Here is a 26,885-nt window from a genome sequence, read left to right as displayed (position 1 = left end):
GTCCTTTATCGCAGGAGATAGCCATGTCCGGATACGATAAGCAAAAAGACTATGGTGGCCCTACCCCGACATGGTGGGGGTCCGCACTATTAATACTGGCAATAATTGCATCAGCGACCCTGGCGATGATGTATGCTGGTGTTTAAGAATGGCAGCAGCTAATTGTTACACCACACACGCGGTTTGTGAGGCCATTTAACAGCCAGACGCTCGGCCAACAGTATATCGCCGGCCATCCGACCGTTTCGTAGCTTGATGCTCACAAGGTCGCGCTTCATGCCGCCTTTTTCGCCATGCCATATGATCGTATAACCACCTGACATGAGCTGCTTGAGACGAGCTGTTGCTCTTGCAGCAATTGCTGGTTCCCTCGCACATTCGGCATGGCCTGCATATTCTGGCGTGTCCCATCCTTTGGCGCGCCATTTAACGCCCTTTTCCCAACCTGTATCGCCATCCACTAAACAGGTGACTTTTCGTGCTGCACGATTACCACCTTTGCAAAGTTCAATTGCAGCGGCCGAAGTGGATAGAATTAGGCCGCATAGGATTACGGCGCTTAGAATCGGTGTTTTCATAAAGATGATAAATACGTGCGGTCAGTCATTGGGTCCAGACTAAATCTATGGCCGCCAAACTCATATCAGACGGACAAATTGCGAACTTCACACATGTTTAAAGACACTTCACACACAAATGGAGTGGAAGTTGTGGTGAAATAATTTTTGCAATTTTTTTTTGCGAGTATTTCCAGCTACATTTATCGAACCAAGACAACCTGCTAACCGACCGTAATTATTAAATAATTTTTCCTGACAGAGAAGATCTTTGAGCGTTCGATAGGTTTAACTTCACACGGTATTTTTGTAACTTCACACAGTTTGGATGCCAAAAGTGTGGTGAAATCAAAAAAACGGCATAAATACGCGTGAAATGACCAAAATTGAGCGTATTTACGCGTATTTGGGGGCTATTTCGCTACTTTATCGAATTTCTGATATAGCCATAAACCATTGTTATTACGTCGTAAAATGGAAATATTGGTAATTTAAATGTAACTTCACACTCTTTGAGTGGTAAATGTGTGGTGAAATCATAAAAACATGTGTGAAGTTAGCAGACGCTATATTCTGCAATTCAGCTTTTTCATTATGCTGGGTATTCACATCAAACCAAGAACTTAAGAAGATTTACGTTTGTATAAAATGCAATTAAGTTAACAATTAAAACCTATTGCTGGGGGATGAAAGATGAACGCCATTAAGCGTAATAATGTTGTTCAACGTGGTTCGGGCCGAGCAATGATGTTTGCGCACGGCTATGGTTGTGACCAAAACATGTGGCGCTTCGTTGCTCCTACTTTTGAAGAAAATTTCACAACAGTTTTGTTTGATCACGTTGGTGCGGGCGGTTCTGACCTCTCCGCTTATGATTTTGAGCAATATTCATCGTTGGATCGTTACGCGGAGGACATTCTCGAAATCGGCTCAGAACTTAATTTGCGCGATGCAATTTTCGTAGGTCACTCCGTTAGCGCTATGATTGGCGCTCTGGCCACCATAAAATCCCCCAGTATGTTCAGTGATCTAATTATGATTGGCCCCTCACCAAGATACATAGACGACGACAATTACAGGGGGGGCTTTTCTGCTGGGGATATAGAGGAACTCCTCGTATTTTTAGCTGACAATCACTTGGGATGGTCTGCGGCAATGGCACCCGCTATTATGGGTAATCCGGAAAGACCAGAGCTAGCAGAAGAACTAACTAACAGTTTTTGCCGGACGGACCCTGATATCGCTAAGTCATTCGCAAGAACCACTTTTTTATCCGACAATCGAAACGATTTAACAAATATCACGACCAGAACTTTGATACTTCAATGCAGCGATGACGTTATCGCCCCCACCAATGTGGGCGAATATGTCCATGAAAATATTGCAGGCAGTCAAATTGTATATTTGGGAGCAACTGGACATTGTCCCCATTTGAGTGCGCCCAGTGAAGTCATTTCGGCGATACAAGACTTTGTCTAAGTTCAGTCCACATAACAAAGAAGATTTTATTGATCTTCATGACCTTTTTGAACATGCACCTTGTGGCTACCTCACGCTTGCCCCAAATGGATTGATCGTGAATGTCAATCATACCTTCTGCACTTGGTCAGGCTATGAGAAGGACGATGTGCTTGGCAAAAAGCTCCGTGACTTACTTAATGTAGTCGGCAGAATTTTTTATGAAACTCATTTTGCGCCGCTCCTTCGCATGCAGGGTTACTTCGATGAAGTTGCGCTTGATTTAATTACGCCGGATGAGTCCCGCCTAGCCGTTCTTGCGAATGCTTCTGAGCGTCGCGACAGTGATGGGAACTTAGAATACACCCGTGTAACGTTGTTTAGGGCAACTGAACGCCGAAGGTATGAACGTCAACTTGTCGATGCACGCGAAAACGCAGAGGCACTCAAATTGGAACTTGAGAACGGGCTAGATCATGAACGACAAACAGCAGAATTGCGTGAAAAATTCATCGCTGTACTTGGGCACGACTTACGAAATCCACTAGCAGCCATTAATTCAGGTGCTCGCATGTTGATGCGCCGTGAAAAAGACGAAGAAAAACTATCATTTCTGCACTTAATACAGACGAGTTCACTTCGCATGGCAGGAATTATTGAAAATGTTCTTGATTTTGCACGCGGTCGTTTAGGTGGCGGAATGAGCATAAATATCGAATATGGCAAAAGCCTTACGCTCATGCTGGACCAAGTTGTCTCAGAAATACGAACAACCTATCCGGACCGTATAATCGAAACAGAGTATCACTCAGAACTGATAGTCGATGCAGATCACTCACGTATCGCGCAAATGTTCTCTAATTTATTGGGAAATGCAGTGTCGCATGGCCGTGCCGACAGCCCTATTCAAGTTAGCGCAAAAATTGCTGACAATGACTTTGTACTCGCAATCACAAATGATGGAGATCCTATTCCGCCTGCAGAGTTGTCAAAACTCTTTGAGCCTTTCCATTGCAGTGAAAGCAGTTCAAAAAAAGGTGGTCTAGGACTTGGTCTCTATATTTCAACTCATATAGCCCAAGCTCATAATGGGAAATTAGTTGCGGATTCGCAATCAGGTAAAACAACTCTAACGTTTAGCATGCCAGTACATAAGGACCGATTAACGCCACAATGAAAATGAGTTTATATCAATTGCTCATGGATACTTGTATTTGCTCTGCCTCTGCGTTCCATTGATTGAATGACGTTATCAAATTTGACGTCGGACCAATTCCCCATTGCATAACCATTTCTGCCTGTTCACCAAGTTCAATACAAGCACCTTTGTAAACCTGTCCTGTCGGTGCATCACTCAGAGCATCGCTTAATTCTTGATGGCAAGCCTGCAAGTTGTCGTAATTCTTAATTTCATTGTAAATAGGGCGACATAACAGTGCATCTGGCGTGCAGACTACAACAAGGATAGCAATTGAATTTATTGGCATGCCTCTCTCTCCTTTTCATACTGCAACACGTAACGCCTATCGCTTCGCATAGTTCCCTTTGCGTCATCTAACTCACATGGAGGGATTTAAAAGCATACGTTTCGACAAGCCCCGTGCTAAAACTTATCGTCATAATCCATTACATATACGAGCTTACTAAAGGTTGCTGTCGGCTCTAACCTCATGGCAGGGAACTTAAATTCACCTTCTGCGTTACTGAACTATGTAGGGGGTTTTTATAGAGGCAACGTATCTGTTGATTTAATGTCCGGTCGAAAAGCACGCGAGAGAAATAGAATATAGCCACTTCTTACTTAAGAAAAACGTGGCGCATGGACGCGTAGTCACTTCGCAGCATTCAATCTAACATGATAATGCGGAATAATGAACGTCACCTACATGAAACAGAATTGCGCAACAAGCGCAGCTTATTCATTTGAAGGGAAAGTATTATGCACGGGATTATCTATTTAGTTGGTTTAGTTGTCGTAGTGATGTTCATTTTGTCATTACTTGGGTTGCGCTAACATGGCAGATATTCATCACCCTATAGCAACACGTCACAGTGACGCTTCAGCTAACTCCTCTTATTTGGAATGGGGACCTGTTTGGGCAGGTGCTTTAGTGGCTATCGCCATTTCTACCGTTTTAGTGCAATTTGGTGCATCCACTGGATTAGCAATGGGAGATCCCATTCGACCTGACAATACAGTTTCTTATAATTTCATCATTGCAGGGCTTTGGCTTTTACTCGTTTCTGTCGCAGCATCTAGCGCAGCTGGATACATCTCTGGACGTATGCGTATGACCATGAACGATGCTACTGCAGACGAAGTTGAGTTTCGCGATGGCATACACGGTATTACCGCATGGGCACTCTCGACCGTGGCAGTTGCACTCGTTGCATCGATCTCAGGATCAATTGCATCTGCAGTCGCAGCTGCAACAGTTACTGAAACACCTGAACTCCCCGCTAATCTTCAGGCATGGGCAGCTAATCAAGCTCTCATAGTCGCATTTGCCACAGCAGCGGGATCAGCTCTGGGTGCGGCAGCAGCATGGTTTGCATCAGTATCAGGTGGTAAACATCGTGATGATGCAACTTCCCATAATGTGATTGTACCAAAAATGTTCCGCAAACGATAAAACGCAATACAATGGTATATTCCACCGTGCAGGTCTGGATTTTTCTGGGCCTGCACTTTTTTACATTCACTGCGGTTCACGCCAGCAAAATGTCTAATACAGTATTGGAGAATAATTCACTGGCGGACCGCCTATTTAGTAAGATTGGCAATTCAGTTTGAACTCTCCGCATTTATAGAGGCATCGTTCAACGTTTCATCTCCAGATAAGAATTCCCCAATCGATGATAACCCATCCACACGATCACAAATAGCTTTCATAATAATGAGCATAGGCACGGCTATAAGAACACCAATTGCTCCCCATAAAAATCCCCAAAAAGCGATTGAAAGTAAAATGACGACTGTGTTCAATGAGAAACGTCGCCCCATAATCATTGGTGTAATGAACTGTCCCTCCATAACCGTTGCAGACAAATAAATCCCAGGAACGATTAGCATTTGCCCAAATGTATCGAAGGTAATCGTGGCAACTGCTGCAGTGACTAATATGCCAACAAGCGATCCGATATAAGGAAGAAAGTTTAGCAAGCCTGCAATTACTCCCCATAATATAGGGTTGGGCATTCCAACGAGCCAAAATAGAGCGCCAATGACAGCACCTAAAAGCGTGTTAATCAATGCGACGGTTAGGAGATATCGAGATACATCGCGCTCAATATCATGGATAACATAAAGCGCTTTTTTCTGATCACTCAAAGTTGGTAAAACTCTTACGATCTTGCGGAAAAACATATCTCTCGAAGTCAGGAGAAAAAAGCTCAACACAAATGTAAGAATTGTCGATGCCAAAATCGCGACGACATCGTCAGCTGCCCGCGCAATCAAGCCAGGTTGTTTTATAATTACTTCTGAAGTGCGCCCTTTATCATCTCCGCTTGCCATTTTTTCAACCTGTGCACCTGCTTCATTGAGTGTATCCATTGGCTCGCGTATAGCCCGAAGCTTCGTTTCAAGTTCTTCGCCTATTGACGGGGCCTCCGCAACGAGCTTGGACAAAGGTTCAGCTAACGTCAGTACTGCCGTCGCTAAAATTACGCCCGACATCGCAATCAGCATTGCCGCAGTAAGTGCAGCCGGAATTTTCAACTTATTACCAAAATTTATAATGGGGCTTAACGTAAGCGCAATGATAACGGCTAAAACAACGGGCAGAAAAAAACTTTGCCCATAATAGAGCACAATACAAACACTGATCACTGCCAGCGTTTTAATTGCAAAAGCTGCGCTGCCGTAAACTCTCACATTGGAAATCGGAGTTTCTGAATCCAATGGATCGATATCGCTTGATCCTTTCGTCATATCGCGTCCTCATTCAGGATAACTCATAAATGTAATGTACATCATCTCGAAAATTTCTTTCAAAAAAAATGCGCGACCCAATAAAGGGCCGCGCACTTCGCAATACTCATCTAATTATCAGATATTATTTGCGTAAAGCTTATCCGTTATATTCAGGCAATGCCTCAAGTTCTTCCTGTGATGCCTCGATATAAACTCTAACGTCACCACCGTCTGCATTACGGATGACTTGAATTTCATCCATGGAAACCGCAACGCGGTGCTCTCCTATTCCCAAGAAGCCGCCAACATCCAAAACAGCCTGTTTTAGCTCATTGCCATCTCCCATGATAAGTTTATCGATTTCACCAATATCCTCATCATTAACGCCATAGATGCGCGCACCAGTTAGATCTTCAGTTGTGAGTTCATCGACCTTTGCAGTCGCATAACCTTCGCGCTCAACAGCCGGAGCTACGAGAGCCGTAGTATTACCAGTTTCTGCAACAGCTGTTTTTTCCACAGCTACTTTCTCATCAGATTTCATTTCTGATTCAGCCATTTCAGCTTCAGATAAACGAGAGTATTTAGGTGCTTCCGTTAGCTGCTCTTTGTTAGTGTTAACAACGAGAAAGAAGTCATCCTCATCATCTTTTTCAGCGACAATTTTGATGCTGTCCATATTAACAGCCACGTCTTTTTCACCAATGCCGATAAACCCACCAATACCTAAAATTACAGCTTTAACCTGACCATCACGGCCAAGGATTACGTCATTTACCTCGCCAATATCATCCCATTCAGCTTCAGCTCCGGCTTCAATGCGAGACTCATCATTAAATGAATCAAAGTCTTTTTCTGCTGAATACACACGCATACCGATGAATGTAGAAGCGTAAAGGTCTCCTGCCTGCTCAGCTTCGTAAGTTGTGAAATTTCCCATATGGGCGTCCGCTAATGCTGCCGTTGAAAGCATAAGACTCATAGCGGTTGTTGCAATAATCTTTTTCATTCTAAAATCTCCCTTTTTCATTATAAAATAATGCGTCTAAAACGGCGCCTTGGATGGCGCATAAGTTCAGGAGATAAACGAACTAAATGCGTTTTAGTTCCGCGAAATTTAACACGAACCTTTGAAGAATTTATCCAATTCAAGCCTTAATAAGACCTCGTCCCATTTTACATTTCTGTAGCCGCAAAGCAGTTTGTTAAAAAAATTATTATTCGCTTCATGAAAACAATGTGGTGAGCAATCACTGTGGTGGCGTTGGTCAAATCGCATATTTAAGGCACTAGACAATGGAGATTAGGAGCAGCAATCTTCGGACCATTTGCGAACTTCACACATGTTTAAAGACACTTCACACAGTTTGGTGAAATCATAAAAACATGTGTGAAGTTAATTAGCCCCAGATTCAGCTTCTCGATTTTTCAATCAAGGCAACCGCTTTTAGGCGCAACGCCCTCACCGCTAATTTTGCGGTTAAAAACACCCGCTAAGAACCACAATAAATCGTAATGTTGGCAATGCTTATGTGAAATTTACATCAAGCTTGGCGCATTTCTTGTTCGCGAATATCAATGAGGCGTTCGACATAGCGCTTCATATTGCGGATAGATCCTTTCGTCTTGCGCATGGTTGTTTTGCCTGCGTTTGTGCTGAGCCAATGTGCTTGGATGATATCCAGCTCTTCAATGCTGAGCGGTGTTGCCCAACGGCTATCATAACCTCGGCTTTCGTATTCAGCTTTCAGAATATTGTTTGCAATAATCGGCATATGCTCTGCTGATGGTTCATGGCATTTGAGAACTTTCAAGCGATTGAGCAATGGCGCTGTAATTGAAGCCAAATCATTGGCTGTAAATATCCAATTGATGCAGCCATAATTAATGGGCACCTCAAAATACTTATCGATAGTGCTTGATGCGGTGGATGGCTCCAGCATTGATAATAAGTTTGCACGAATATCCCCGTTACGGGTTGAGCCACCGGCTTTATCGAGCTCATCAAGAATGATCATCGGGTTTGCGATACTGCCGTCTATTATGGCTTGGAAGTGAAGGCCTGGTGCAGCGCTGTGCCATTTCCGTGATGAACCTAGCAACATGGCATCAACTGAACCACCGATATCGCCGCAGACATGATGTGTTTGCAGCTCATGTGCTAATCGGCGTGCAAAGGTGCTTTTGCCGCTGCCAGGCTTACCTGTTAAAAGTATCGGCGGCATGCGAACACTGTTCTGTGCCCTCATGGTGTTAAGTATCGCATCAATGACATTTTCAAAATGCGGAAACTCAGCCATCAAATGGCTGCGTACGATTACTAGGTCTGGCTTTTTGGTAAGCGGTAACCACGCACCAATCAGCGGTTTGATTTGTTCGAATGTGCTTTGAGCATCGCTGCCTCCTATAGATGCCGGTGCGTTGGGCATAATGATCGCTACCTCATGGCCATCAGACAGCCTAAAGGACTGTGTGGTGTCTATTCCTGCGATTGGACTACTGTCAGTTTCCACTTGGAAACTATCGATACGGCTACTTTTGTTTGAAGCGTCTTGTTTAGCTGCTGCTGCCTCTTCTTGCCTCCCCGCTTTGACAGCGATCTGAGACAATATGTTTCTGGCATTAGAGCTGCGTGATAGTAGCGGCATATTGTTTGACATGGATGCAATCTCGACCTGCTCATAAAGAAGGTCAGCCAGTGTTTCATAGCGACGTGGATCCACGGGCAGGTTCAATAAGATGTCAGTTTCTTCGCCGCTGCTGCTCTTGGTATCTAGGCGATTGATATCCTCAATACGGGCATCGCCCTGCCCATTTTCTTCATCACTGTAATGGTCGAAAATGGCGTATTCTTCGTCTGCATTTGTATCAGCGTCTGGATGAAGGTCATGCTCTCTTGGATGCGCGTCATGCATCGATCTGACATTGGGATATTGAACCTCTACGGAGGCACCTTCATTAAAGAGCCTGTTAAGATCATAGCCTTCGTTGATCAGCTGCGTGCGTACTGCATCTGCAATATCATCAAACAGACAGCTGCCTGCAACATCCACCAGTGAGCTGCGGGCTCGTTGCGGTCTATATAGACCAAAGGTAACCCAAGCTTCGCGCTCAAAACCATCAAATATGTTTGCAACCTCACTATCCAGCAGATGTAATAATAATCGTGCCATGGCTATTTTATTGGCATGGTGGGGAGCCTTGCTGCCAATAACGTCGCCGTAGCGCCCATCAGTATCGGTGTCAGATAGTTCTTGAAGATAAGTTGCTGCTGTCTGGTCATCCGCACGCACACGGTCGATCGCCATCAAAATCAATTCCTTTGCACGCGTTTCATAAATCATGGGAACAAGCAGGCGATCTGCCAGATCCAATATCCAACGTTCACCGCGTGAAGCAGCTTTGCACCAAAGATGCCTGATACCCGATGCAGCAAGAGCGCTGTCACTCCCCCACCGTTTTGTATCAGCTTCCGGCATGCCGTTGAGAAGCATTGCAGCCATATTCCAATCTGCATTGCTAATGGTCGGATGAACCTCATCTGCGTTGCACAGCATGACGACCAGATCTGAGACCATGGCGAGGGGATCACCGGCATCGAGCTTGATATTTAAGTCAGTGGCATTCCACGCAGTTCGCCCATCCATCGCAGCAAGCGTCTGGGGCTGAACTCCAGTCCTTAAACTGGCATCTGAACCGGCAGCCCAATTGCTTTGCTCGCTTAGCCAATCAACCAAACGATAGGTTCTAAAATCTATTGTTCTTCCATTCGACAGCTCATGAAAAGGTGCGCCGCTTGATGGTACGTTAAAATGCTTAAAGCGTTTGCGTGGCTGCGACAGCATTAATTTAGACGCGTCTTCAGAAAGAATTTTATCTGAAAGCGTATCGCCTGATGCGGTCGCTTCCCTGTCAACATTGGTCGCTTCAGACGGCAAATCTGCGCCATTTTCATGGGTACTAATTGCCGTGATGTTTTGCGATGCGCTGTCAACATTGATGGCCAAATTGCTGTCAACAGTAGATACTTCGCTCGATATGGCACTATCAGGCTGTTCAATGGCTTTTTGAGCGCCCTCTTCACGCAGAGTGCTGTCAACACTCACCTCTTTCGATCTGCTGTCAACACTGTCACTTTTATTCTGATCACTCATAGCGCAAACCCCGCTGATACGGACTGCTGCTTGCATTCAATAAGAGTACAGAAGATGTTGGTGTAAGCACATCAGCATTGCTGTAAGTGATATGGCTCTGCTCCTGTGTGATGAGCAGTTGAGATCGCGATAAATTCAAGGGAGGACTGCACTCAGCATCTGCGTATGCCAAGGAACAGGATTGTGTGTCTCTTGCCTCCGATTGTCGCCGATACAGCCAACCCAACACCATAGGACTTACCGGACATCCGTCAGCCACTGATTGCCAGAGGCTATATATGACACATTCTGGCACTCGGTACGGGTGAGTGCTTTTGCCATGGTTGATGGCCAGACCGATTATGAGCGCGCGGTATGATAAGTTTCCATCGGCGCTTACTGCTGCTGTTTCATTCTGGTGAATAGACATAGTTCTTCTCCATCTGCCTGCGCTTAAGCGACAGGCAGTGCTTATTTATGATTGGGATTGGTAGGCCTGCGCTTATGCGCAGGCTCAGTTAATGAGCCTTCGCAGCGATAAACTTCTGGCGGGCTACCGCTGGGCTGAATTGAAAATTAGCAATCCGCAGAGCTGGCTCGTTGATATTGATATCAGAGTCATAATCCATCAGGTCAGCTTGAATGGCTTCTTCTGGCATAGGAAAACCAAAATCATCCGCATCATGCTTGCTCAGTTCTGCATTTGCGCCCGTTGAGCGAGAGCCAGACGCTTTACGCACGGCCATTGAGCAAGCGCTAAACTCTTTGTTGAATACGGCCATATGGCGAATGATCTCATAGCCAAAGTAATGATCCAGATCACAGCCATTGATTTTCAAACTATCAGCATAGCCTGATTGCGCATATAGATCGATCACACGAACGTCTTCAGTTAGGCTACCAAACTTATGCGCGCTCATTGCCCAACTGTGTAATGAACTTAATGATGCTTTGAGTTTCTTTTCAAGATGCGCTTTTGATGATGAATCTGAATTACCGGTCCCACGCTTACAATCAAACGCGCCGATATAGCCTGAGACAGGATCAATCACGACGAGATCAGCACGGTAGATCTCTTTGATCGTGTCTGTTTCAGGCATATTTACTTTTCGTAGTGCATCGATGTCATTGCATGACGCCATACGACAGGCGGTCAGCATCAAAGGTATGGGTGCTTCACGAATAACTTTTAGTCCATGGAACGTTAGAACGGCAGTCAGTGCGACTGGCAATGCCATTCCATGTTGGCGCTGTAGTTTAGCACCAAGCGATATGAGCGTATTATCTGAGCCAAGGACTGGATCGAGCGATAAGCCGGTTACTTTTGTTTTTGTGACAGCTTTTTGCGCCATAGCGCGCAGCTTTTCATGCAGCTCAACCTCGGCTTTTGTAAATGCCCCTGTCGCCTGAGTGGCTGTGTTTGCTGCAGTTTCAACAGCAGCAACACTGGCATCGCCAGTAAATCCAGCTGATGAGTTATATTCCTGTGCATCGAACAAAGTATCGATCACATTATGAGTTTCTGTAAGCATGATATGCGCCTTTTAAAAAAGGCAGCCAGTTTCATTCAATCATCGCGCATGCGAGCTGTAGCCGCCTTCCCCGACACAAGCCGCGCCAAATCAACGGCCAAGCATTGTGGGAAAAACCGATAGCGCGCACCGACCAGCGCAAAAGCGCCAGCAGCCATGATCAAAAGAATGGCCGCGATTAGATTGAGAAGTTGGATGAAATGGATGCAGGTCCGTTTGCGGGCAAAGCACGGCAACAGGACGCAGTATGATCCAAAATTCCAGAACGCATATTTTTATGATTTAGGGATTCACGAATGGTCCCAAATTGAGTAGAGCTGTTCATAGCCTCTATCCTTTTGCAAGAAGGTTGTGAGGTCAGGCTTCGGTTGAGTGTTACTAGCACTCGGCTGAAGCCGACTTAACTGCACAATTGCAGCATCAATCAGTATCTCCCACTAAAATAATAGTGCAAGCGCGATCGGCCGACACGGTTAACAGTTTGTTGATGGCCGAAGTGATGTCCCGGCAAATATTCCTTAGGCGACTAGGCCAGCCTGTCCATTAGAAGTTGATGACGAACACTTGAAACTTTTTTCATTGCCATGACTGAAAATTATCGCAGTTCTTGAGAAACAACAAGTACCCCTGACAGCACCATCTGAATTGAATTTGTAGACTTACTGTCAGTGAATTCATCGTTTCTATGCAACATCAAAATTTATCATATTGGTGTTGGAACCATTGCGACACGAAGGCGTTCGGTTAATGTACAGATATGGAGATAAGTATGGGCGAACGCACGATTCCAACCTCTCGCAACAAAGAATCTGGTTCCGGATGGGCCATCGTCCTCGCGTTAATTATCGCAGTATTTGGTATTCCTATTGCGGTTGGCGGTGCGTATTTAATTTCGCTTGGCGGTTCATGGTATTATCTGCCTGCGGGTCTGGGACTGTTGCTGACGTCCTACTTTCTTTTCAAGCACAGCAAAAACGCTGTCTGGATTTATCTCATAACCTATATTGGCACGGTCATCTGGGCCTTATGGGAACGTGGGTTTGATGCATGGGCTCAGGTGCCCAGGCTCGTTGCACCGACCGTTATACTTTTGCTGATATTACTAACATTGCCCGCTTTCCGAAGCGCGATGTGGCGCTCTCGCAGTGGGGTGGCCGTTGCAGCGATTGCTGTGATTGCCGTCATTGGCGTCATGAACAATGACCGTTTCTTTACGAAAACTGCGATTGCACAGGAAGAGTCTTCGGCGACCGTCGCACCTGTTGAACAGACACCCGTATCTGAAATGCCAGCTGTGGATGGCAACAGTCCTTCCACCTCGAAAAGTAGAGGTAAGTCAGAAGAAATCGTTGAGGAACCTGCGGCCCCTGCCGAGACTAATTTTGTCGCTCTTAAATCTGGTGAAGACTGGCCAGCCTATGGCGGTACGCACATGGCCACCCGTTATTCACCATTAACAGAAATTACACCCGAGAATGTAGAAAACCTGCAGAAAATCTGGGAATTTAGAACCGGCGATCTGCCCGAAGATGATGAACCCTTTGGTAATCAGAACACCCCTGTAAAAGTTGGTAATCGTCTTTATGTTTGTTCGGCTCTAAACAAAATCAGTGCTTTGAACGCAGCAACAGGCAGCGAGTATTGGACATTTGATCCTAAAACGCCCATGGATGCCATCGGCTACAACGCATCATGCCGAGGGCTTGTCTATTTTGAAGACCCGACTGTAAAAAGCACCGATCTTTGTGCCGCACGCGTAATTAATTTAACGCATGATGCGCGCATGATATCTCTTGACACAGAAACCGGACAGCCTTGTGAAGATTTCGGCAACAATGGCATTGTCAACTTGCTCGAAGGAATAGGCGATACCGCTCCCGGTTTTTATGCCCCGACCTCCCCTCCGACGCTGGTGCGTGATGTACTTGTGGTTGGCAGTCAGGTCAGTGATGGGCAGACACGTGAAGCGCCATCCGGTGTAATACGCGGCTACAATGTTATCACGGGTGAGTTGGAGTGGGCATGGGATATGGGGCGTCCTGGTGAAACAGGCCTTCCACCAGAAGGCGAAATCTATACTCCCGGTACACCGAACATGTGGACTATCGCGTCCGGAGATGACGAATTAGGGTTAGTCTATATGCCGATGGGCAATTCAGCTGTAGATTATTGGGGCGGCGACCGGTCTGAAGAAGAAAATACCTATTCAACATCAATCGTAGCTCTCGATGTCGAGACAGGTAAAGTCGCATGGTCATATCAGACAGTTCATTATGATGTTTGGGATTATGACCTTGGTGCTCAGGGAACGTTGGTTGATTTTCCGACCGATGACGGTCCGGTACCTGCCATTGTCATGCCGTCCAAACAGGCACAGTTCTATATCTTAAACCGTGAAACAGGCGAACCGCTTGTCAACATTGAGGAACGTAAGGCACCTCAGGGCGGTGTCGAGCCGGACAGATTATCTCCGACACAGCCGTTTGTAACCGACTTTCCGAATCTTTTAAAACCGGAACTGACTGAAGCGGACATGTGGGGCGCAACACCGCTCGACCAATTGTGGTGCCGCATCCAGTTCAACCAAGCTTCCTATGATGGCGCATATACGCCGCCGACTGTAGATCAACCTTGGATTCAATATCCCGGCTACAATGGCGGAACGGACTGGGGTGGTATCTCCATCAGTCCTGAGGGCATCATGATTGCTAATTACAACAATATGCCCAACTTCAACCAGCTTATCCCGCGCAAAGAGGTCGATAAACTTGGCGTCCTACCTATAACAGACCCAAATTATGATCCCGATATTGGCGGAGGGTCTCACGGCAGCATCAGTCCGCAAGCTCAATCACCTTATGGTATCCGGGTCAATGCGGGCTGGCGTGTCCCCTATACGGGCCTACTTTGCAAAGAACCTCCGTACGGCGGAATTGCCGCTATTGATTTAAACACCCGCGAAACATTATGGGACCGCCCGTTTGGTACAGCACGCAATAATGGTCCGTTCGGCATTCCATCAATGCTACCAATTGATATTGGTACACCAAACAATGGGGGCGGTGTCATGACCGGTTCCGGCCTGTTCTTTATCGCTGCAGCCACAGACGATATATTGCGAGCGATTGATATCAGAACAGGGGAAGAAATTTGGCAGACTGTTTTACCAGCAGGAGGTCAAGCAACGCCGATGACCTATGAAGCTGAAGGCAGACAAATTGTGGTGATTAATGCAGGTGGCCACGACTTTATGGAAACTAAAATCGGTGATTATTTCATTGCTTACGCGCTGCCAAAAAACACGAGTAGTCCGGCAGGAGACTAACACTCGGCAAGTTGTGAAAGTAATATATTGCTCCTCGTCAACAGGATCAGGATGGCGAGGAGATAAGCTAATTAACGACGGAAATCATTATGGACCAAGCGACAGGCTTTTCCTTTGACATGAGCTATTGTGGTCTGCCTCCTGCACCCGAGGGACTTTGGAGCCGGTGGAATTTTGACCCCATTTTACTCATCGCATTGGTTGTTCTCTTTGCTGTGACTTCTTACGCATTGCGCCATGCCGAAAAGTCTCGCCAAGTTGCCTTCTGGAGCGCTTGGGTATTAACGGTTGTACTGTTCGTTTCCCCGATTTGCGCGCTGACAGTTTCTTTGTTCTCTGCACGCGTAAGTCACCATGTCCTTCTGACAATGATCGTTGCACCACTGCTAGCAGCGGCTCTGCCTACCAAGTGGGGACAGAACATGAAGCTACTTCCAGCTCTTTTATTATCAACTGTCTTATTATGGTTTTGGCATTTGCCGGATTTATACGCGTCTGCTTTCCGCCATCCCACAACCTACTGGACGATGCAGCTAACATTGCTGTCCTCTTATATCTGGCTTTGGCTAGGTCTTTTACGCGCCCGTTCTGCCGGCGCGGCTGCTATAGTGGCTTTGGGCAGCGCCACGCAAATGGGCTTTCTCGGTGCACTATTGGTTTTTGCACCACAGCCACTTTACCTTCCTCACATGGCGACCACCTTGGCTTTTGGATTTTCTCCATTAGACGATCAACAATTGGCTGGTCTTATAATGTGGGTTCCGGCGAACCTGCCGCTTCTGGCCGCCGTGTTGTGGAGGCTCACTTTAGTGCTCAGCGCTCAGCAAACTGCCATGGCAACGCGCTGATGATTGATGCGCTAATGCCTTGGTTCAAATTTATCCATGTCGCTACAATTGCCATGTGGTCTGCAGGTTTGATTGCATTGCCAATGCTTTATCACCAGCGCCGGGACCTGACAGACAAACGGCTACACAGACTTCACTCCTTCACTCGGTTTTTCTATGTAGCGTTGATTTCTCCTGCCGCTTTTGTTGCCGTCCTAAGCGGCACCGTTCTTATTTTCATGCAATCAACATATGAATCATGGTTTTCAATAAAATTGGTAATGGTGGCAGCTATGACCGGCATTCACATTTACTCCGGTCTTATTATACTCAAGCTTTTTGAACCTGACCAAATCTATCCGACTTGGCGGCTGATAATTGTAATGCCACTTACTTTGGTCGTCATTGCTTTGATACTTGCTTTAGTTTTGGCGAAACCTGAAATTGTAACGCCTGAAGCGGTGATGGAATTTTTCGCACCTGGCGCTTTATCAAAAATTGTGACCGACCTTATTGGCGCGGCGAAATGAGAAGTCCTACGCCATGATCAAACACCAGCTTGCCGCCATGCCATCCCGCGAACCCGGCTGCCATGCTTGCCAAGGCGGACATAATGAGACCATTAGGAAGAATAAGTTCGGGCGCAAAGAGCCGAAGCCCGGCATTGGCACCGGAAATAGCCACCAGCACCATAGCAGCAACGGCATGGTTCCAGCTCGCAACGCGCACTCGAATGCCCGGAACAGCAAGCAATTCAATAGTGCCAACGATAGCGGCCAATACCCCGAATGCAAACGCAGCGCCAGCCGACCACACGCCAACCCGCATCCAGAACGCGTCGCCTGTCCACCAATAAAAAACGTCTACGCCCAGCGTAGAAACAACAAGCGCGATAGGAAAATGTACCATCATGGCATGGATAGGGTGACCTGCAACAGCGATGGCGGAGCCGATGTCCTTCTCGGCAACAGCACGTATGGCGGGGTTGGGATGATTATCGCGTGCCTCCGGCGGTGTCTCCTCTTGCTCAAGTTCTATTTTTTCTTGGTCTTGCGACGCATCTGTCATGGCTTGTTCCTCGGATCGAAATTGCTTTGTATTATAACGCCGCTTCTTCTGACTGGTTGCATGGGTGAACTTTCTACGCTTGACCCCGCCGGGCCGCGCGCAGCAAATCTGGCAACGCTTTGGTGGGTAATGCTTTGGGGCGCATTAATTTTGTTTGCAATCGTCATCGGGCTTCTTGGTATAATTTATCTGCGTCCAACACTTTTAGCACGTTTGACTCCCAGTCAATGGATTGTTGGCGGGGGATTGATTTTACCTTTGCCAATCCTGATCGTACTGACCAGCACGGCGCTGGTGCTGGGCGAACAACTTTTGCCGCGCGGCTCTGATGTGCGGCAGTTCGATGCGGTTGCTGAACGGTGGGTTTGGCGCTTTTCCTATCGAGATGGTCGCGTACCCACTTCCGATACTTTGCATATTCCGGTGGGTGAACCTGTGGATATTCATGTTTCTAGCCAAGATGTAATACATTCTTTTTGGGTACCCCGTCTCGGTGGCAAGATTGATGCAATACCTGGCCGCACCAATGTCATTCGCCTTGAGGCTGACAAACCGGGTATATATTGGGGCCTCTGCGCTGAATATTGCGGCACAGGCCATGACACTATGCTTATCCGTGTTGAGGCTCATACGCTTGAAGAATTCACAGCCATAATGAGTGGTAGCGCGCAATGAACAAGCCAGGAAAACAAACGCCAATTCAGTTGCACAAAGCACTGGATGCTGTTTGGAGAACACCAAAGGGCATTGGTCAATTATCTGCCGTCAACCATACCATCTTGGGCAAGCGTTTCATGGTGCTAGCTCTGATTTTCTTTGCTATTGGTGGCATTTTATCAATGCTCATTCGTGCCCAGCTTGCAACGCCCAACAGCGCGTTTGTCGGTCCTGAAATATACAGCCAGATTTTCACCATGCATGGCACGGTAATGATGTTCCTATTTGCCATTCCCATGTTTGAGGGTTTTGCAATCTACATGCTGCCCAAAATTCTCGGCGCACGTGATCTGGCTTTCCCGCGGCTCACTGCTTACGGTTTCTGGTGCTATCTTTTTGGCGGTACAATTCTTGTTGTCGCCATGCTGGCAGGCGCCGCGCCCGATGGCGGTTGGTTCATGTATACGCCGCTTTCCTCCCGAACCTATACGCCTGGAATTAATGCGGACGTCTGGCTTTTAGGTATAACATTTGTAGAAATTTCGGCAGTGACTGCCGCTATCGAAATTCTCGTCACCATTCTTAAAATGCGCGCACCCGGTATGTCGTTATCCCGCATGCCTCTTCTAGCTTGGTATATGTTGATTACCGCTGGGATGATGGTGATCGGCTTTCCACCTTTGATCCTAGGGTCTATCCTTTTGGAGCTTGAACGTGCATTCAATTTGCCGTTTTTCGATCCCACGCGCGGTGGTGATCCCTTATTGTGGCAGCATTTGTTTTGGCTCTTCGGACATCCTGAGGTCTATATCATTTTCCTCCCAGCAGCTGGGGCGCTTTCCACTATTATTCCGGTTTTTGCTCAGCGCCCCATCTTGGGCTACCACGCCATTATCGCGGCCATAGTTACCATGGCCTTTTTGAGCTTCGGGTTGTGGGTTCATCATATGTTTACAGTCGGGATTCCGCATCTGGCATTGGCATTTTTCTCTGCTGCAAGCGCGTTGGTCGCAGTCCCCACAGCCGTACAAATTTTTGCTTGGATTGGCACACTCGCATCAGGCAAACCGCGATGGGATGTTCCAATGCTCTATGTGTTTGGCTTCTTTGTCGTCTTTGTCATTGGTGGCCTGACTGGCGTGATGTTGGCGATGGTGCCTTTCAATACGCAGGCTCATGACAGCTATTTTGTCGTAGCGCATTTGCATTATGTACTTGTGGGCGGTTTTGTATTCCCGATGCTGGCGGCAATCTATCACTGGCTGCCGCACATCACCGGCAGGCAGAGCATGTACCGCCTCTCAGTCCCTGCCTTCTGGCTGATTTTTGTTGGTTTCAACATGACCTTTTTCCTGATGCATTTAACCGGACTAATGGGGATGCCGCGCCGTATCTCCACCTACCCTTCGACTTGGGGATGGGATTGGCTTAATCTTTTGTCTTCAGTTGGCGGCTTCGTGCTCACAATAGGGTTTGCTTTAGTACTGGCAGACATGGTGCTACAATTTCGCTTCGGACGTCCCTTCCGGCGTGATCCTTGGCGCGCTCAGACACTTGAATGGGCGACTGCCACACCGCCACCGAGCTATAATTTCGCATCCCTACCGCATATCGATACACGCGCCGACCAGTTGCAGCCTGCATTGATCGGAACGCATCTGGCGGGCGGACACGGCTATCTTGGGTTTGTGCGCAAGGGCGAACAGGAAACGCTGGCGGTTGATATGGTGACGGGTGAGATCGATCATATCATCATCTTGCCGCAGCGAAGCTTCCTGCCTCTATGGACCGCGCTGGCGACCGGCGCCTTTTTCTTAGCGATGCTATTCAGTCAATATTGGCTGGCCCCGTTTGCAGCACTTACCACTATCGCCCTCTTCCTGATCTGGCCGCACAAACTTGGATTGAAAGAAGATGTGGGACCTGTTGATATTGGTCGTGACCAAAGGGCACCATTTGATGCGCTATCCACAGGCAATGTGACAATTCTAGCTAACAAGACAGCGCTTGTAACTAATGCCACACTATTTGCCTCAATGTTATTCGGCGGCCTGTTCCTTCTCGTTGTCGCGCCCAATTGGACAACACTACCAAGCCTGAACATCCCTCTCGTGGATAGTTTAACGGCAATCTGCCTCACAATTGTCGCTACTGCAATTTCCTATACGGCACGTGCCACAAATCAGAAGGGTCATGCGATAGGATCGCTGCTGGCAGGTTCCGCAATATTGCAATTTGGCACTGCCGCAATGTTTGTATGGCTGATGGTTCTAATTGAAGATCCGACAGCGCATGCGCGCTTATCCATTGCTTTTGCCGTATTAGCCTATTGCGCCGTTCACTGTGCCATTGCCGCCCTCATTTCGACGCATGCTTTTTTTCGCGGTCTGCAAGGCTTCATCTCTGCGCGCCGCGCAACTGATCCGGAAATTGCTTGGCTGTGGAGCGTTTATGCAACCGGCGCAAGCATCCTAGGGGTGGCGCTCGTCACTTTGCTATCGCTGGCAGGTGCGCGCGCATGAGTACAGAAAACAGACGATATCTTATGAGGTTGATTGCTGGTTTTACAGTCTGGACACTGGGCTTTATTACGCTTTATGGCTTACAGTCGCTGGGATGCGCCTATGAATGGTACGCGCAACGCACCATTTTAATAGGAACCTACATTGTTATATTGATGCCATTGATATGGTTGGCATTACGCCCACACGAATTCAAAAACCATCAGGAAAAAGTCCTTTCAATCTCCGCACTATGGGCTAACCGCGCGGCTTTGGCTTCGGCGATATTGATATTCTTTCCAATAACATTTGCCAGTACATGCATCTAATTTGAACGTCCTATATTTTAACTCATATAGGCGTTATCAATTCGCAATCCTGCCGTATTTGTCAAAAGAACTGTAAAAAGTTTTAAATTGCTAAGAAGTCAATGGTAATTTCATCCAGCGCGGATCATATACATTTGCTACACCGCATCTCGACGCCCATAATTGGCATTAAGATCAATAAAATTTTAAAGACAAGCTTTCGCTACAATTTAGCTGCCCGCTCTCCATAGTTCATTAATGACGCGCAACAAGTCTGTTTTAAAAAATGAATGATTATACTTCAGAGCGAGCACTTTGAACAAATTTGGTAGCATGATTAAAGAGCCCTAAATATGGAATAAATCGCGCAAACAGTATGGATAAACTTTGTTACTGAAAAGTCAGGCCTTTCCATTTTTCATTCCTGCAATAAGTAAGAAAATATAAGTATGCATATCACTGTATAACAATAGTAATTAGGGAAACAGATAAAATGGATAAAAATAACCTGCCATCTTTACCTCTGGCGCTTTTACCAGTTGTATTGACACTTGGTTTACTTGCACTTCAGCTGTTCTACTATGGTGATTTTACGCCTCACATCCCCTTAATTTTAGGCTTAGCCATTACTTCTTTGCTAGGTGTGCTGCGCGGACAAGGTTGGATGGATATCCGAGAAGGTGTTTTCCACGTAATACATGTTTCGATGCCCTCTCTGGCCGTATTGATCGTTGTTGGAATGATTATCGGTGTCTGGATTGCATCGGGTACTGTGCCTACGTTAATATACTACGGCCTCACATTGCTTACACCCTCTATTTTTCTGGCTGCTGCTATGTTTCTTTGTGCTGTTGTTTCGCTTTCGCTGGGGACGAGCTGGGGTACAGTTGGTACGATTGGCTTGGCTCTGATGGGTATCGGTGCAGGCTTCGGCATTCCTGCGTATTGGACTGCGGGTGCTGTTGTTTCGGGGGCTTTTTTCGGCGATAAAGTGTCGCCATTGTCCGATACCACCAATCTGGCTCCGGCGGTCACTGGCACAAATGTTTTCGACCATATTAAGAACATGTTACCAACAACAGTACCGGCGATGCTGATTGCACTGACGATTTACATTGCTGCTGGATTTTTGCTGATTAGTGAGACCGTTGGCGATGTCACCAGCATCAATCAGATTACATCTGGACTAACGGAGCGGTTTAATCTTGGTTTTGTACCACTAATTCCAGCTGTAATTGTGGTGGGGCTGGCACTCATGAAAAAACCACCGCTGCCATCTCTTTTTGCAGGCGTGATTGCTGGTGCCATTGTCGCAATCTTCTGGCAAGGTGTTGGCCTTCATGATGTGTTCACGTTCGCACAATCAGGTTATTCCATCGAAACGGGTATCGCGGATATTGATACTCTCCTCAATGCAGGTGGTATTCAGTCTATGATGTGGACCATCTCTCTGATGCTGATTGCGCTTGGGTTTGGCGGTGCGCTGGAGCGGACCGGTTGCCTGGAAGCTATTATCATGGCGATCATCAGCCGCGTGAAAAGCTTTGCCGCTGTGCAAACGTCGGCAATTGGCACCGCGTTTGCGACTAATATGGTTGCAGGTGATCCCTATATCTCGATCGCCTTACCAGGTCGGATGTTTGCACCTCTTTACCGCGGCATGGGGTATTCAACATTAAACCTTAGTCGGGCGGTTGAAGAAGGCGGAACGATGATGAGCCCACTGATCCCATGGAACGCAGGCGGCGCTTTCGTGATCTCAGCACTTAGTTTGGGCGTTATGGATGGCAACATGACTAATTTACTTTATATTCCTCTCGCTTTTGCCTGCTGGACTGCTCCGCTGATCGGTATATTCTATGCGTTGACCAACTTGTTTTCGCCTGTGGCAACCGAAAAGGACCGAACAGAATGGGCAAAGCAGAATGAAGAGATCATGGATCTTGGTGATCACGAACTTGCTTATGATGAGACTGCAATTACCTAAGTTGATGGGGGTGAGTCAGTATAGCGCTGGTCATTACGGGCCAGATCTGCTTCTAAACTTTAAAGCGTTCATCTGGTGTGTTTCCCGAGTAATTCATTCTGAAAGATGTGGGTTGTGCGCCCAGATCAGGGCAAAATAAACACGTATATTCTGAATAAGCTTACCGCTGTGAAGACCCATAACATGCAAGAGAAAAGGACTTACTGCATAATGTAATCTCCATCAGATCAACATCATAATTACTTTGTTGAGGTTTATCTCTAAGCTGTAATTCACACCGTAAAACGTCATCGGTGCGGAACTTTTATCGTGATCCATCGTTCTACAGATCTTCAAGCAGAAACACAGAAGGGATCAAAATGAAAACGCTATCAGATATTTTCGAACACACTTTACAAGATATTTATTATGCAGAAAATGCCTTGATCAAAGCTCTACCTAAGGTGCACGACGCTGCAAATGGCAAAAAACTTAAGGCAGCAATTGAAGAGCATTTAGAGGAAACAAAAGGTCAAATAAAAACACTTGAAAAAGTTTTCAAATCCATAGGTAAAAGCGCATCTGGTGAAAAGTGTGACGCTATAGAAGGCCTGATCAAAGAAGCTGAAGGGCTCATGGATGAAGCGACAGGGGAGGCAAAAAACGCAGGGCTTTTAGCCGCGTGCCAGGCTGTCGAGCACTACGAAATAGCTCGATATGGAACACTACGCGAATGGGCAAAAGTGCTAGGACATACGGAAGCTCATGAATTGCTTACTAGCATATTGGACCAAGAAAAAGCAGCTAATAGTAAACTTACAAATCTCGCTGTATCGAGCATCAACCAAGCTGATTAAAGCATTTATTCTATAGTGGCGAGAATGGACATTTACCATTATCGCGTTGCCTCGTACTTTGTTGCACGCCAATAACTCTATTGGCGTGCAGCAATAACTAGTATTATTTTGCCAATCATAAGGCAGAGGTAAAAGTCATAGATCGCACCGAACTAGCTGACAGTTTCCTAAGGGCTTCTAATACGCCCGCCCTCATGAAGCTGCCTACGGTTGCTCACTGTGATTTTAATGACCGGAATAATAATGTTACCGCTGAGCATTTATTAATTTAATATCCAGCAGTCGGATACCTCTAATTACATTGATTAAATGGAAACCAGAGCCCCCCATCACTGAAGGTATAATCGACCCACACCCAAAGGCGCTGAACATGTTTTTATCGATTGAACCTTACGACACTATTATAAGAGCAGTGCTCTTATCAATCTTGGCAATTGTTTGGATCATATTAGTGGTTCGAATTATTGGCTTACGTTCTTTTTCAAAAATGACACCATTCGATTTCGTGGTAACTGTGGCAACTGGGTCCCTCTTAGCGGGAGCAAGCCAAGCCTCGAACTGGGAAGCTTTTCTACAGCCCTGCGTCGCTATTTCAAGCCTTTTAGGAATTCAATATTCCGCTGCCCGTTTGCGAAAGGTATCAGCTATATTTAAGTCAACCGTTGAAAATCAACCAGTCTTACTTATGAGGAATGGTGAAATTTTACACGATGCTTTGAAGGCCACACGTGTTGCTGAAGAAGATGTAGTAGCAAAGCTACGAGAGGCAAACGTACTCGACTTCGCACAAGTGCGTGCTGTTATTTTAGAAACTACAGGCGACATTTCGGTTCTTCATGGTGAACAACTACAAACGCAATTGCTTTTAGGTGTTCGCAAATTCGATTAGTTCTATCTCCTTTCGCTGACTTAGATCAATCCCGACTTGGGTACATGCAGTTTTCTCTGCGCAGAACTTACGTATCATGCCACTCTGATAAATTCTTTTTTTTGGAACAAAAGACCTCAACGTTAGTTGGCGAGTAAATCCCTCTATAAGAAATATAAAATGAAATTTCTTCGAACTATGGAAAGCGAGCACAAATGGTTTACAAAGAACCCGAATTTTTCGGCGAACCAGCCGGCGCTGCAAAAGGCTATGAAGCTAAGCTTGAAGCACAAATCGCAGAAGCTTTAGCTGTCGATGGCAGGGTCGATGCCGTCGATGTAGAGGTTTTAGTGACATCTGGTGGACATGTAATATTAAGTGGATATTTGTCACAAGCCACGGAAGTTCAAAGGTGCCTCGAAATTGCCTCCGCTGTAAATGGGGTAGAGAATGTGCAAAGCCATATTTCTATCCGTGTTAGCAACATTGTGTCGGAGTAATAAAGCTATCGTTCCTATTAGCTGATGCGCATCGTGAAAGGAGTGACCTTCAAAATCCGAAGCGACAGAGCTGATGACTTCAAACTGGTATATCACAGTGTTATAAATTTTTTCGCATTTGCTAAGGTAAACGGCAGTGGCGTTCCATGCTATCTGTGATCAGTAATATTAACCTACTTAAGTTCACGTGAATTTCCTTCTAGAAACCTAAGAGATAAATTTGGCGAGCGATGCATTAGATTTTCATTCTTTCAGTATGTGACTTAAATCCCCTCTCTTGAGTTGTACATTTTCCGAGATTTTCTTCTCAAATTTATGTGTCGACACACTTCGAAAGTACGGAGTTGGCAGATCGACAATTCACGAAAAGTTCTAAATCGTATTCAGATTTTACCTCTAAAACGAGGAACCATCTGACCCTATTTTTATTTATTATGTGGGCTGGCAAGATAAGGATACGATAATGACTACAAGCAAAAAATCGAATACCATTTCCTCAAAAGACGTAAATGGTACCGAAGTATACGGTAACGACGGAGACAGCGTCGGACATATCGATCACCTCATGATAGATAAAAAATCAGGCCATGTAGCGTACGCTGTAATGCACTTTGGTGGTTTTCTCGGCATGGGCGAAGAATCGCACGCCATACCTTGGGCAAAACTTCGTTATGATACCGCGAAGGAAGGTTACATCACTGACATTACTGAAGAGCAGCTAAAAGGTTCGCCCTCACGCACCGAAAACTGGCAAGATGATCCTGACTGGGAAAAACGAACGCACGAATATTATGCTGTAACGCCGTATTGGGGCGCATTCTAAATATCTAGATCTAACCCGTAATCATCCAATGTTTGATTACGGGTTCCATTTATCTAAAACGAAACTACTTCAAGTCACATCATAATAAATAACTCAACATTTTGGGAAGACTAACATGTGGCAATAGCTGCTTGATAATAGCGCGGCAATTCAAACTGTCATGGCTATCCTCACAGCTTTTGTATGGCTGTTTTACTTACAGATACTTGTCTCCGGCCTTAGAAGACAGCGCCGCACAGAAATTCTCATACATTTAGGTGGCAGTCAAAATTTAAATGCTCGGGTGTTTGTCAGCAATCTCGGGTTAGAACCGATCTATATTTTGGAAATTATTTTAACCGTACATACAAAGGATGGTACACACGAAACCTCCATTGCTGATCGCACAGAAGTCACCGTTGAAGAATTAAAATCGCCCAGTGCAACCACTCTTCAAGGTCCGCTCAACAGCGGCGAATTTGTCGACATAGGAAGTGTGGAAAACATACTACAACGCGTGAAGCATAACACTTACGATGGATACGATATCAATAATATCGAGGGCATCGAAATTAAGATAGCCGCAATTACAGCTGCAAGTACCAATATAGTTGCGGCATATCGCAAATGTGACTTAAGATGCGATAATAACGAATATTGGATAAGGCCGACAACGCTTTACGCAACTCAAATTCGAGGTTGGTGCGGTCGATATCAACTAAAAATAAATTACTTCGCTATATAAACAAGTGACTGTTGATATAAGCCCATATTATCGTCAAATTATCCTCGCCACACGTCTTTATGGCCTTTTTTTATCCGATAAATTTGTTCATCTTCGATGCTCTGGGTTTTCATAATCGAACCGGCAACCGGCCTTCCAAGCATTACGATCGTTACCGTGATTGGGCAATCCACCGGCGTCTTTGAGCATCCGCGCCGTGTGCATAAGGTTCCATGTCATGATCGTTGCATTGCGCTGCGTAAAATCATTATTAAAGCCTGCAGGCCCTCCTTCAATGTCATCACCATATGATGGACCAGGCCCAGCCTCACCGATCCAACCACAATCGGCCTGCGGTGGAATCATATAGCCTAGATGTCCAAGTGCATATAGGATTGTCATCGCGCAATGCTTGATCCCGTCCTCGTTGCCGGTGATGACCGCACTTCCAGTTTTGCCGTAGAAAACACTTTGCCCTTTATCGTTTAACATCCCCGACATACCATATAATCGTTCGATCAAAACACGGCAGAGGGAACTCTCCTCGCCCAACCAAATTGGTGTCCCTATGATCAAGATGTCGGCATCGGCAACTTTCTCCCAAAGCGCGGGCCAATCATCGCGGTCCCAACCATGGTCGGTCATATCTGGATAAACCCCATAAGCGATTTGATGGGAAGCTGCATGAATATGTTCCACGCTAACCCTGTTACGTGACATGATTTCGCCAGCCACAGAGAGCAACAATTTAGTGTGCGATTTCTCTTCTTCCCGCTTTAAGCTTGTGTTGAAAATGACAGCTTTCAGGTCCGAAAAGTCAGTTTGATTATCATCGCACAACTTTGATTGGGTTTCATTCAAGGTCATAATAAAAGTACTCCTACTG

General features: G+C 46.2%; 23 protein-coding genes. 15 read left to right on the top strand and 8 right to left on the bottom strand.

Going from position 1 to position 26,885, the window contains the following annotated elements:
* Positions 1-158: 158 nt before the first annotated feature.
* A complete protein-coding gene (locus tag N530_RS18265) occupies positions 159-578 on the bottom strand; it encodes a hypothetical protein (protein WP_051540985.1) in 420 nt (139 codons plus the stop codon).
* A gap of 672 nt (positions 579-1,250) precedes the next feature.
* Between N530_RS18265 and N530_RS0113980 the strand changes: the two genes are divergently transcribed.
* Together N530_RS0113980 and N530_RS0113975 are read left to right on the top strand one after the other, a co-directional pair.
* Positions 1,251-2,036 carry an alpha/beta fold hydrolase gene (locus tag N530_RS0113980; protein ID WP_026481200.1) on the top strand — a complete coding sequence of 262 codons (786 nt, stop codon included), beginning with the start codon at positions 1,251-1,253 and terminating at the stop codon, positions 2,034-2,036.
* Entirely contained in the window at positions 2,029-3,192 is a 1,164-nt protein-coding gene (locus N530_RS0113975) for a PAS domain-containing sensor histidine kinase (protein WP_051540984.1), read from the top strand. The genes N530_RS0113980 and N530_RS0113975 overlap by 8 nt, the downstream gene beginning before the upstream one ends.
* 13 nt (positions 3,193-3,205) lie before the next feature.
* Here the strand turns inward: N530_RS0113975 and N530_RS0113970 are convergent, their stop codons facing one another.
* Entirely contained in the window at positions 3,206-3,502 is a 297-nt protein-coding gene (locus N530_RS0113970; RefSeq protein ID WP_026481198.1) for a hypothetical protein, read from the bottom strand.
* 528 nt (positions 3,503-4,030) lie between these two features.
* Between N530_RS0113970 and N530_RS0113965 the strand changes: the two genes are divergently transcribed.
* Positions 4,031-4,648, top strand: coding sequence for a hypothetical protein (locus N530_RS0113965; RefSeq protein ID WP_026481197.1), 618 nt, complete (start codon positions 4,031-4,033; stop codon positions 4,646-4,648).
* A 152-nt stretch (positions 4,649-4,800) separates the two neighbouring features.
* On the opposite strand, the gene N530_RS18260 is transcribed toward N530_RS0113965, so the two are convergent.
* The 4 genes from N530_RS18260 to N530_RS0113945 form a co-directional block, all read right to left on the bottom strand.
* Complete coding sequence (locus N530_RS18260; protein ID WP_051540983.1) at positions 4,801-5,949, bottom strand: AI-2E family transporter; 1,149 nt, start codon at positions 5,947-5,949, stop codon at positions 4,801-4,803.
* A 139-nt stretch (positions 5,950-6,088) separates the two neighbouring features.
* Entirely contained in the window at positions 6,089-6,961 is an 873-nt protein-coding gene (locus N530_RS0113955; RefSeq protein WP_247869208.1) for a PRC-barrel domain-containing protein, read from the bottom strand.
* 514 nt (positions 6,962-7,475) lie between these two features.
* Positions 7,476-10,085, bottom strand: a complete 2,610-nt coding sequence (locus N530_RS0113950; protein ID WP_026481195.1) for an AAA family ATPase — start codon at positions 10,083-10,085, stop codon at positions 7,476-7,478.
* Between the two features lie 497 nt (positions 10,086-10,582).
* On the bottom strand, positions 10,583-11,596 hold the full coding sequence (locus N530_RS0113945; RefSeq protein ID WP_026481194.1) for a hypothetical protein: 1,014 nt from the start codon (positions 11,594-11,596) through the stop codon (positions 10,583-10,585).
* 769 nt (positions 11,597-12,365) lie between these two features.
* Here N530_RS0113945 and N530_RS0113930 point away from each other — a divergent pair.
* From N530_RS0113930 to N530_RS0113920, 3 genes are all read left to right on the top strand, one after another.
* The gene (locus N530_RS0113930) at positions 12,366-14,921 is read left to right on the top strand and encodes a membrane-bound PQQ-dependent dehydrogenase, glucose/quinate/shikimate family (protein WP_035267245.1); all 2,556 of its coding nucleotides are present in this window, start codon (positions 12,366-12,368) and stop codon (positions 14,919-14,921) included.
* A gap of 89 nt (positions 14,922-15,010) precedes the next feature.
* The gene (locus tag N530_RS0113925) at positions 15,011-15,769 is read left to right on the top strand and encodes a cytochrome c oxidase assembly protein (RefSeq protein ID WP_247869207.1); all 759 of its coding nucleotides are present in this window, start codon (positions 15,011-15,013) and stop codon (positions 15,767-15,769) included.
* Entirely contained in the window at positions 15,769-16,278 is a 510-nt protein-coding gene (locus N530_RS0113920; protein WP_081773989.1) for a CopD family protein, read from the top strand. Before N530_RS0113925 ends, N530_RS0113920 begins: the two co-directional genes overlap by 1 nt.
* Here N530_RS0113920 and N530_RS0113915 read toward each other — a convergent pair.
* The gene (locus N530_RS0113915; RefSeq protein ID WP_081773988.1) at positions 16,259-16,816 is read right to left on the bottom strand and encodes a DUF2231 domain-containing protein; all 558 of its coding nucleotides are present in this window, start codon (positions 16,814-16,816) and stop codon (positions 16,259-16,261) included. The two genes, N530_RS0113920 and N530_RS0113915, sit on opposite strands and share 20 nt — an antisense overlap.
* A gap of 60 nt (positions 16,817-16,876) precedes the next feature.
* Between N530_RS0113915 and coxB the strand changes: the two genes are divergently transcribed.
* The 9 genes from coxB to N530_RS0113870 all read left to right on the top strand — a co-directional run bounded on the left by coxB (position 16,877) and on the right by N530_RS0113870 (position 26,020).
* The gene (gene coxB / locus N530_RS0113910; protein WP_051540982.1) at positions 16,877-17,491 is read left to right on the top strand and encodes a cytochrome c oxidase subunit II; all 615 of its coding nucleotides are present in this window, start codon (positions 16,877-16,879) and stop codon (positions 17,489-17,491) included.
* Positions 17,488-19,995, top strand: a complete 2,508-nt coding sequence (ctaD, locus tag N530_RS0113905; protein WP_026481188.1) for a cytochrome c oxidase subunit I — start codon at positions 17,488-17,490, stop codon at positions 19,993-19,995. Before coxB ends, ctaD begins: the two co-directional genes overlap by 4 nt.
* Complete coding sequence (locus tag N530_RS0113900; protein ID WP_026481187.1) at positions 19,992-20,303, top strand: hypothetical protein; 312 nt, start codon at positions 19,992-19,994, stop codon at positions 20,301-20,303. The genes ctaD and N530_RS0113900 overlap by 4 nt, the downstream gene beginning before the upstream one ends.
* A gap of 472 nt (positions 20,304-20,775) precedes the next feature.
* The gene (nhaC, locus tag N530_RS0113895; RefSeq protein ID WP_026481186.1) at positions 20,776-22,269 is read left to right on the top strand and encodes a Na+/H+ antiporter NhaC; all 1,494 of its coding nucleotides are present in this window, start codon (positions 20,776-20,778) and stop codon (positions 22,267-22,269) included.
* Positions 22,270-22,628: 359 nt separating this feature from the next.
* Positions 22,629-23,105: a ferritin-like domain-containing protein gene (locus tag N530_RS0113890; protein WP_026481185.1), complete on the top strand. Its 477-nt coding sequence runs from the start codon at positions 22,629-22,631 to the stop codon at positions 23,103-23,105.
* A 370-nt stretch (positions 23,106-23,475) separates the two neighbouring features.
* Positions 23,476-23,994, top strand: coding sequence for a DUF421 domain-containing protein (locus N530_RS0113885; RefSeq protein ID WP_026481184.1), 519 nt, complete (start codon positions 23,476-23,478; stop codon positions 23,992-23,994).
* Between the two features lie 194 nt (positions 23,995-24,188).
* Complete coding sequence (locus N530_RS0113880; protein WP_026481183.1) at positions 24,189-24,473, top strand: BON domain-containing protein; 285 nt, start codon at positions 24,189-24,191, stop codon at positions 24,471-24,473.
* Positions 24,474-24,936: 463 nt separating this feature from the next.
* Positions 24,937-25,296, top strand: coding sequence for a PRC-barrel domain-containing protein (locus N530_RS0113875; protein WP_026481182.1), 360 nt, complete (start codon positions 24,937-24,939; stop codon positions 25,294-25,296).
* Positions 25,297-25,456: 160 nt separating this feature from the next.
* On the top strand, positions 25,457-26,020 hold the full coding sequence (locus N530_RS0113870) for a hypothetical protein (protein ID WP_026481181.1): 564 nt from the start codon (positions 25,457-25,459) through the stop codon (positions 26,018-26,020).
* Positions 26,021-26,107: 87 nt separating this feature from the next.
* Here N530_RS0113870 and N530_RS0113865 read toward each other — a convergent pair whose 3' ends face one another.
* A complete protein-coding gene (locus N530_RS0113865) occupies positions 26,108-26,866 on the bottom strand; it encodes a flavodoxin family protein (RefSeq protein ID WP_026481180.1) in 759 nt (252 codons plus the stop codon).
* Positions 26,867-26,885: the final 19 nt, after the last annotated feature.

It is taken from the genome of Ahrensia sp. 13_GOM-1096m (genome assembly GCF_000620605.1).
Taxonomy (GTDB): domain Bacteria; phylum Pseudomonadota; class Alphaproteobacteria; order Rhizobiales; family Rhizobiaceae; genus Ahrensia; species Ahrensia kielensis.
Note: the sequence above shows the minus strand (reverse complement) of the source record. Positions and strands in the feature narration are given on the sequence as shown.